The sequence below is a fragment of the Methylobacterium ajmalii genome (assembly GCF_016613415.1).
Classification (GTDB): Bacteria; Pseudomonadota; Alphaproteobacteria; order Rhizobiales; family Beijerinckiaceae; genus Methylobacterium; species Methylobacterium ajmalii.
Map to the genome: position 1 here is coordinate 1 of NZ_JACWCT010000025.1, position 8,159 is coordinate 8,159.

Genomic DNA, 8,159 nt, shown 5'->3' on the forward strand with positions numbered 1-8,159 from the left:
GCCCCGCCCCGGCCGTGGCTGGCGAGGAAGCGCGCCCGCAGGGTGCGGCCGAGGCCCTGCGGCGCCAGGGCGGCGAGAACCGGGGAGGCCGGGACCGCGGCCGTGCGCCCCGGCGCGGCGCGGGACGCGACCGGGCCCGCGCATTCCGCCGGAGCCCAGCGCCGGACGATGGCGAGCGCCGAGCGGCGACCGTACTCGCCGTAATAGCGCCGGAGCAGCGACACGGCGGCGTCGGCCCCGTGCCCGGCGGTGGCAAAGCCGGTATGGCCCTCCTGGTCGCCGCCGATCTCGCCGTCCCAGCGCGCCCGCTTGATGCACCAGTAGTTGTTGAGCTTGACGCAGCGCGCCACGAAGGCCGGATCGGTCGGTGCCGCCCAGGCGGTCCAGGCGAGCGAGAGCGGCATCAGCCCGTCCCTGGTCTCGCCGCGCCAGTTCGACACCGCCCGCGCCTCCGGGCGGTAGACCGGCGCCTCGCGCGCCGGTGCCGCGAGGGCGGCGGCCGCGGCGAGCCCGTCCCGGACCCCGTCGGACAGGCGCGTCGCGCCGTCCCGGGCCAGGCCGGCGGCGTCCTGCGCGGCGGGACCGGCCGCGAGGCTCAGGGCGAGAAAGGCGGTGAGGATCACGGGGCCCACGGGTCTCCGGTCGCGGCTCGGCTCTCACAAACGGCCGTGGGGCGATCCGGTTCGCCGCAGCCCGCCCTCACTCGTCCTCGCCGTGCCCCAGGGTCTTGGGCGTCACGAACCGCTCGACCTCGCCCTCCCCGGCCTCGACCTCGCCCCACGCCGTCGCGGGCAGGTCGATCACCGCGATTCCCGCCGTCGGGTACTTCCTGGTCAGGGCGCGGCGCGCGTCGCCGGGCTTCGACAGCAGCCGGGCGAGGTCCTGGAAGCCGGGATTGTGGCCGATCATCAGGGCGGTCGCGACCTCGTCCGGGATGCTCCGCACCACGTCGAGGAGGCGCGAGACCGGCGCCTCGTAGATCTGCGGCACGGTCTCGTCCGGGACGGTCCCGAGGGCCGGCCGGACGAGGTCCCAGGTCTCCTGCGTGCGCCGGGCCGGCGAGACCAGCACCCGGTCGGGGATCAGGCCCTCCGCCGCCAGGTAGGCGGCGATCTTCGGGGCGGCCTCCCGCCCGCGCGGGGCGAGCGGCCGGTCGATGTCGGACGCGCCGTCCGGCCAGTCGGACTTGGCGTGGCGCAGGAGGATCAGGCGGCGCATGGCTCTAGCGTCCCTCGCGGCGGCTCAGGAAGGCGAGCTTCTCGAACAGCCCGACATCCTGCTCGTTCTTCAGGAGCGCCCCGTGCAGCGGCGGGATCAGCTTGCGGGGGTCGCGCTCGCGCAATTGCTCGGGGCCGATATCCTCGGCCATCAGCAGCTTGAGCCAGTCGAGGAGCTCGGAGGTCGAGGGCTTCTTCTTGAGGCCGGGGGCCTCGCGCACCTCGAAGAAGACTCGCAGGGCCTCCTCGACGAGGCGCTGCTTGATGCCCGGATAGTGCACGTCGACGATGGCTTTCAGCGTGTCGGCGTCCGGGAACTTGATGTAGTGGAAGAAGCAGCGGCGCAGGAAGGCGTCCGGCAGCTCCTTCTCGTTGTTCGAGGTGATGATGACGATGGGGCGGCGCGCCGCCCGGACCGTCTCGCCGGTCTCGTAGACGTGGAACTCCATCCGGTCGAGCTCGAGCAGGAGGTCGTTCGGGAACTCGATGTCGGCCTTGTCGATCTCGTCGATGAGGAGCACCGGCCGCTCGGGCGCCGTGAAGGCGTCCCACAGCTTGCCGCGGCGGATGTAGTTGGCGATGTCGGAGACCCGCGGGTCGCCGAGCTGCGAATCGCGCAGGCGCGAGACCGCGTCGTACTCGTAGAGGCCCTGTTGCGCCTTGGTGGTCGACTTGATGTGCCAGGTCAGCAGCGGGGCGCCCAGGCCCCGGGCGATCTCCTCCGCCAGCACGGTCTTGCCGGTACCCGGCTCGCCCTTGACGAGGAGCGGCCGCTCCAGGGTGATGGCAGCGTTGACCGCGATGGTCAGGTCGCCGGTGGCGACGTAGTTCTCGGTTCCGGTGAAGCGCATCGGGCTCGTGTCACGTCGTTCGAGGATCCGGTCCGACCCTATGCGGGGACGGCCGTGCTGGCGAGACCCGCCCTGGAGGTTCGCCCGGGCGCCGGGGCACCCGGGCGGCCCGGTTCATGCGAAATCCGATCGATTGCTGCGCGATGCGGATTTCGGCTTCGCTCAAGCGCCGCGCCGGCTGCTGATACGATATCCGGAAGCGATCTTCCGGATCTCGTATCAGAGGATGAACCGGCTCAGATCCGCGTTCTGCGCCAGGCTCTCGACCCGGTCGCGGACGTAGGTCGCGTCGATCGTCACCGTCTCGCCGGAGCGGTCGGGGGCGGTGAACGACACGTCGTCGAGCACCCGCTCCAGCACCGTCTGGAGCCGGCGCGCGCCGATATTCTCGACGGACGAGTTCACGTCGACGGCGACCTTGGCGAGCGCGTCGATCGCGTCCGCGGTGAAGTCGATCGTGACGCCCTCCGTGGCCATCAGGGCGATCGCCTGCTTGGTCAGGCTCGCCTCGGTCTCGGTCAGGATGCGGCGGAAATCGTCGACGGTGAGCGGGCTCAGCTCGACCCGGATCGGCAGGCGCCCCTGCAGCTCCGGCAGCAGGTCGGAGGGCTTCGAGACGTGGAAGGCGCCGCTGGCGATGAACAGGATGTGGTCGGTCTTCACCGGCCCGTGCTTGGTCGCCACCGTGGTGCCCTCGATGAGCGGCAGCAGGTCGCGCTGCACGCCCTCGCGCGAGACGTCGGCGCCCGAGCGCCCTTCCCGGGCGCAGATCTTGTCGATCTCGTCGAGAAAGACGATGCCGTTGTCCTGCACGTCGCGAAGCGCCTCCTGCACCACGCTGTCCTGGTCGAGGAGCTTGTCGGATTCCTCGTTGATCAGGGGGCCGTGGGCGTCCCGCACGGTCATGCGGCGCGGCTTGCCCTTCTGGTTGCCCAGCGCCTTGCCGAGCATGTCGCCGAGGTTGATCGCCCCCATGGCGGCACCCGGCATGCCCGGGATCTCGAACATCGGCATCCCTTGCGGAGCGCCGCCGGCCAGTTCCAGCTCGACCTCCTTGTCGTCGAGCTCGCCGGCGCGCAGGCGCTTGCGGAAGGCGTCGCGGGTGGCCTGGCTCGCGGTCGGTCCGACGAGGGCGTCGAGCACGCGGTTCTCGGCCGCGGCCTCGGCCTGGGCCTGGACGCCGCGGCGCTTCTCCTCGCGCTTCAAGCCGATGCCGATCTCGACGAGGTCGCGCACGATCTGCTCGACGTCGCGGCCGACATAGCCCACTTCCGTGAACTTCGTCGCCTCGACCTTCAGGAACGGCGCGCCGGCGAGCCGCGCCAGGCGGCGCGAGATCTCGGTCTTGCCGCAGCCGGTCGGGCCGATCATCAGGATGTTCTTGGGCGCCACCTCCTCGCGGAGCGGGCCCTGGAGCTGCTGGCGGCGCCAGCGGTTGCGAAGCGCGATCGCGACCGCGCGCTTCGCGTCGCCCTGGCCGACGATGTAGCGGTCGAGCTCGGAAACGATTTCGCGGGGGGAAAAGGTGGTCATGAGGCTCTTCTGGCGGGCCCGCGGCCCTGTGCGAGGGAGGTGAGGTCCGGGCGGTCCGCCGTCAGGCGGCGTCCAGGCTCTCGATCACCAGGCTGCCGTTGGTGTAGACGCAGATCTCGGCGGCGATCCGCATGGCGCGGCGCACGATCGCCTCGGCGTCGAGCTCCTGCTCCTCCAGCGCCCGGGCGGCGGCGAGCGCGTAGTTGCCGCCCGACCCGATCGCCATCACGCCGCCCTCGGGCTCCAGCACGTCGCCGGCGCCCGACAGGAGCAGGCTCACGTCCTTGTCGGCGACCAGCATCATCGCCTCGAGGCGGCGCAGGTAGCGGTCGGTCCGCCAGTCCTTGGTGAGCTCCACGCAGGCGCGGGTGAGCTGGCCCGGATACTGCTCGAGCTTGGCTTCCAGCCGCTCGAACAGCGTGAAGGCGTCGGCGGTGGCGCCGGCAAACCCCCCGATCACCGACCCCTTGGCCAGCCGCCGGACCTTGCGGGCATTGCCCTTGACGATGGTCTGGCCGAGGCTGACCTGCCCGTCGCCCCCGATCACCACCCGGCCGCCCTTGCGCACCATCAGGATCGTCGTCGCATGCATGCGGGGGGCGCCCCCCGCGTCGTCGTTGGCCAAGGATGTCTCTCCGGGCAGGCTGTCTTCGTCGTACTGCGGCGTAGGTGGGGGCTGCGGGGGCATTCGTCCAGCCGGGCGGGCAAGGGGCGACGATCCGGAGGGCAGGCTACCGGCCCGACGTTGGTCGACGTGGTACAACGAGGTCGACGAGCGGTCCGCGTTCGCCTTTCTCCATCGCGAGCCTGCGCCATGCTGATCGTGTTCGCCGGCCTGCCCGGGACCGGAAAGACGACGATCTCCCGCGCCGTCGCCAAAACCCTCGCGGCGACGCATCTGCGCGTCGACATCATCGAGCAGGCGATCCGGGATGCGGGCGTCCTGGCGGGCCCTGTCGGCGCGTCCGGCTACGCGGTGGCCCAGGCGCTCGCGGGCGCGAATCTCGGCGAGGGGCGGGTCGTCGTGGCCGATTGCGTCAACCCGGTCGCGGCCAGCCGCGAGGGGTGGCGGGCGGTGGCGACCCGGGCCGCCGTGCGGTTGATCGAGGTCGAGGTCGTGTGCTCGGACGCGCAAGAGCATCGCCGCCGTGTCGAGGGGCGGGTTTCCGACATTCGCGGCTTCGTTCTACCCTCGTGGGACATGATTCTGCGCCTCGACTACGAGCCGTGGGACCGGCCGCGTTTCGTCGTCGATAGCGCGACCTTGTCGCCCTTGGAGGCGGTCGCGGCCGTGCAGCGGATCGCGGCGCCAGACGGGCCGACGTGAGCCCTGAGGGCCGGGCCGGGCAGAGCGCGTGATGGGCTCACGACGTGGCAGGGGTGCCGAGAGGCACGAGGCGCGCTCGCGCCGCCTGTCCGCCCGATGGATCCGACGAACGATGGGTGCTGGTCCCTACCGGCACTTTTAAGCGAGGATCCCCGGCCCCGGACGGGGCCGGCAGGATTCGTCGTCGGTCGCCCGTCGATACCCATCGAATGCGGGACGGCCGAACGCCGTTCTCCCCGGTCGCGGGATCCGTCACCAGTAGAGCTGCGCCCGCCCGATGAACGCGTCCGCGTCGATCGTCCGGCGGTTGAAGTTCAGGCTCGCCGGCGAGGGCGAGGTGTGGGAGCGGACGTAGTCGAACACGAAGCGGATGTTGCGGTCCGGGTACCAGTTCACGCCGGCGGTGAAGTCCTGCTCGATGCCGCCGCGGATGGCGCGGTCCTCGAGGTCGATGGCGCTGTAGCGCAGCCCCAGCTCGAACACCCCGGTGCCGCCGCGGCTGACGCGCTGCGCCTCCTCGACCTCCACGCCGCCGAACACCGCGTACTCGGTGGCGTATTTCGGCGCGATCGCGTAGCGCCGTCCCTTGCCGTTGAGGAGCAGGCCGGCCTGGATGTAGCCGCCCTGGAAGCTCAGGGACGGCGCCCCGCCCGAGCGGCCGATCTCGGTCAGGATGTACTCGGCCTGGAGCCGGAACGGCCCGGCCTGCCAGGCGGCCTCGAGCCCGATGCGGCCGATGCTCGCCGCGTCGCGGATGGCGCCGGTGTTGACGAACTGGCGCGCGAACAGGAACGCCTCGGAGCGGCTCGACAGGGTGAGCGCGCTGCCGTCGTTCGGCAGCGAGCGGTAGCTGCCGGCGACCCCGACATGCAGCACGTCGTTGCCGTCCTGGCTCAGGTAGGGCGCGTAGGTCAGGCGGGTGGTCGAGGCGACGCCCTGGTCGCCGATGGCGGCGTTGTTGATGTTGCCGCCGAACACGCTCGTCACCGCGGTCCAGCGCTCGCCGTGGGTGCCGATCGCGAAGCCGAAGTTGCGCGCCGGCGCGAAGGCGTCGGCGAGCGAGCGCTCGGTGAACAGGGTGTTGTTGTCCGAGATCAGCTGGTCGAGGCTGAACGGCTCCTTCATGTTGCCGATCGCCACGATGACGTTCTGGAAGCCCTTGTAGGCGACGACCGCGTCGTTGATCGGCCGGTTCGGTTCGGCGAAATCGTACTGGAAGGCGAGCTCCAGTTCCTTGCCGAGCGTCAGGTAGCTCTCGATCCAGGAGCGGCGCACGGCGATCGGGGTGTCGAACACCGTGCCGAAGCCGCGCTGCTGCACCCGCCCGGTGCCGAAATCGAGCTGGAGCCGCCCGCCGATCCGCAGGGTCGCGGCGTCGTCGGGAAACTTCAGGGTGATGCCCTTCTCGTCGATGGTCAGCGTCTCGCCGAAGGGGCCGGGCGGGCCCTCGACCGCGCCGGCGGGCAGGCTCGCGCAGCAGGCGAGCAGGAGAACGGCGATCGGCCAGGACGGGCGCGACGGCGGGCGTTTGCGGTGAGACATGGCCGGCTCCTCGCGGCTGATATGCCGGAGGCTGCGCGTTATTCCATGACGGGGCTGCGACCTCCGGTGGATCCGGCCCTGTTCGCCGGCCGGTGTGGCGCACCCGCCACGTCCAGGCGAGCCGCCGCGTGGGTGGGGCGAACCGTGACGCGACGGCGGGGTTGTGTCGGGGACGATCGAGGAACCGCCATGCCCCCCGCCATCGACCGCCGTCTCTGCCTGTCGGGCCTCGCCGCCCTCGCCCTCGGACCGCTGACCGGCGCCGCCCGCGCGCAGGGCGCGGCCCCTCAAGGCACGCCCGTGCAAGCCGCACCCATGCAGGGCGCGGCCGGCCGGTCCGACACCCTCCTGGTGATGGAGAAGGGCGACCACGCCCTGAGCTTCTACGAGCTCGCCAGCGGCCGGCGCACCGGGCGGGTCGAGCTGCCGGGGGAGTACCCGCACGAATTCGTCGTCGACCGGGCCGGGACCCGCGCCTACGTGGCGCTCTACGGCGCCAAGTCCTCGACCACGCCGGGCCCGGGGGGCGATGCCGTCTACGTCGTCGATCTCGCCGCCCGCAGCCTCGCCCGCACGATCGATTGCGGGCCGTTCCGGCGCCTGCACGGGATCCGCCTCGATGCGAGGGACCGGCTCATGGTGCTGAGCGAGGACCGCGACGTGCTCCTCGGCATCGACGCGCCGGAGCGGGCCGAGCGGCCGGACCGGGCGGTGGCGACCGGCGGCATCAAGGGCCACCTCTTCTCGCTGTCGCGGGACGGCGAGACGGCCTACGTCGCCAACATCCTGTCGAACACCGTGAGCCGGGTGCGGCCCTTCGCGCCCGCGGAGGCGCCCCGCATCGCCGCCTCCGGCCCGTGGCCGGAGGGCAACGCGCTCTCTCCGGACGAGGCGACGCTCTACGTCGCCCACCGCCGCGGCGCGACGCTGGCGGCGCTCGCCACCGAGGCGATGACGGTGACCCGCAGCGTGCCGACGCGCGGCGACGTGGTGCGGGTCGATTGCGGGCTGGAGGGCGACCTGATCCTCGCCAACTACGCCGAGAAGAGCCTGTCGCTGCTCGATCCCGCACTCAAGGAGATGGCGGTCGTGCCGCTCGGGGCTGCGCCGGTGGCGCTCGCCCGCCACCCGTCGAGCCCGCTGGCCTTCGCGGCCCTGGAGGACGACCGGATCGCGGTGGTCGATCTCGAGGGCCGTCGGGTCCAGGGCACCCTCGCCACCGGGCGCGAGCCCGACGTGATGGTGCTGCTGCCCGGATGATCGATGACCGGGCCCCGCGCCGCGGGGTCCGGCTCCGGATCAGGCCGCCCGCATCGGGCGCTTCGGCGGCTCGAACACCGTCGCGTAGTGGGTGCGGCACCAGCGCTTGCCGGTGAGCACGCGGCAGCCGCAGACGCGCTTGGTCTCGATCGCGGTGCCGTCGCCGTCGGCCCAGAGCGGGAAGGTGCAGTCGAGGAGGCCGGCCTTGAGGAACAGCACGCCCTCGCCGCCATCGGCCGCCGCCGCCGGTACCCGGCGGGACATCGGCAGGGCGACGACGCTGCCCTCGGACGGGGGCGCCATCAGCCCCGGCGCCGCGGCGGGCTCCTGGAATGCGGGCTCGCGAACCGCTGGCGCCTCGACGGCGCGCGGCAGCGGGGCTTGCGCCCGCGGCGCCTCGGGCTGCGGGGCGGCCGGCTTGACGACCGT

The 8,159-nt window shown here is 72.2% G+C and carries 7 protein-coding genes and 2 pseudogenes; 2 read left to right on the top strand and 7 right to left on the bottom strand.

The genetic code is table 11. The annotated features are described in order from the left end of the window. The 5 genes and pseudogenes from HPY23_RS04180 to hslV all read right to left on the bottom strand — a co-directional run. A pseudogene (locus tag HPY23_RS04180) lies at positions 1–557 on the bottom strand (hypothetical protein); the annotation flags it as partial. A gap of 142 nt (positions 558–699) precedes the next feature. Then, the gene (locus HPY23_RS04185; protein WP_091755018.1) at positions 700–1,218 is read right to left on the bottom strand and encodes a SixA phosphatase family protein; all 519 of its coding nucleotides are present in this window, start codon (positions 1,216–1,218) and stop codon (positions 700–702) included. Between the two features lie 4 nt (positions 1,219–1,222). Beyond that, positions 1,223–2,068 (bottom strand): AAA family ATPase, encoded by an 846-nt coding sequence (locus HPY23_RS04190; protein WP_060846171.1) that lies wholly within the window; start codon positions 2,066–2,068, stop codon positions 1,223–1,225. A 219-nt stretch (positions 2,069–2,287) separates the two neighbouring features. Beyond that, complete coding sequence (gene hslU / locus HPY23_RS04195; RefSeq protein ID WP_091886869.1) at positions 2,288–3,601, bottom strand: ATP-dependent protease ATPase subunit HslU; 1,314 nt, start codon at positions 3,599–3,601, stop codon at positions 2,288–2,290. 61 nt (positions 3,602–3,662) lie between these two features. Further along, entirely contained in the window at positions 3,663–4,193 is a 531-nt protein-coding gene (gene hslV, locus HPY23_RS04200) for an ATP-dependent protease subunit HslV (RefSeq protein WP_060849237.1), read from the bottom strand. A 222-nt stretch (positions 4,194–4,415) separates the two neighbouring features. Between hslV and HPY23_RS04205 the strand changes: the two genes are divergently transcribed. Next, positions 4,416–4,928: a P-loop nucleotide/nucleoside kinase family protein gene (locus tag HPY23_RS04205; RefSeq protein WP_091886866.1), complete on the top strand. Its 513-nt coding sequence runs from the start codon at positions 4,416–4,418 to the stop codon at positions 4,926–4,928. Positions 4,929–5,180: 252 nt separating this feature from the next. On the opposite strand, the gene HPY23_RS04210 is transcribed toward HPY23_RS04205, so the two are convergent. Beyond that, positions 5,181–6,470 (bottom strand): OprO/OprP family phosphate-selective porin, encoded by a 1,290-nt coding sequence (locus tag HPY23_RS04210; RefSeq protein ID WP_060846174.1) that lies wholly within the window; start codon positions 6,468–6,470, stop codon positions 5,181–5,183. 189 nt (positions 6,471–6,659) lie between these two features. Here HPY23_RS04210 and HPY23_RS04215 point away from each other — a divergent pair, with 189 nt between their 5' ends. After that, a complete protein-coding gene (locus HPY23_RS04215) occupies positions 6,660–7,730 on the top strand; it encodes a YncE family protein (RefSeq protein WP_091886863.1) in 1,071 nt (356 codons plus the stop codon). Between the two features lie 39 nt (positions 7,731–7,769). Here HPY23_RS04215 and HPY23_RS04220 read toward each other — a convergent pair. Next, positions 7,770–8,159: pseudogene (locus tag HPY23_RS04220) on the bottom strand (hypothetical protein); the annotation flags it as partial.

Excerpts from the sequence above, each read along its gene's own strand:
- HPY23_RS04185 (WP_091755018.1), bottom strand. The coding sequence starts at position 1,218 with ATGCGCCGCCTGATCCTCCTGCGCCACGCCAAGTCCGACTGGCCGGAC.
- HPY23_RS04190 (WP_060846171.1), bottom strand. The coding sequence starts at position 2,068 with ATGCGCTTCACCGGAACCGAGAACTACGTCGCCACCGGCGACCTGACC.
- hslU (WP_091886869.1), bottom strand. The coding sequence starts at position 3,601 with ATGACCACCTTTTCCCCCCGCGAAATCGTTTCCGAGCTCGACCGCTAC.
- hslV (WP_060849237.1), bottom strand. The coding sequence starts at position 4,193 with ATGCATGCGACGACGATCCTGATGGTGCGCAAGGGCGGCCGGGTGGTG.
- HPY23_RS04205 (WP_091886866.1), top strand. The coding sequence starts at position 4,416 with ATGCTGATCGTGTTCGCCGGCCTGCCCGGGACCGGAAAGACGACGATC.
- HPY23_RS04210 (WP_060846174.1), bottom strand. The coding sequence starts at position 6,470 with ATGTCTCACCGCAAACGCCCGCCGTCGCGCCCGTCCTGGCCGATCGCC.
- HPY23_RS04215 (WP_091886863.1), top strand. The coding sequence starts at position 6,660 with ATGCCCCCCGCCATCGACCGCCGTCTCTGCCTGTCGGGCCTCGCCGCC.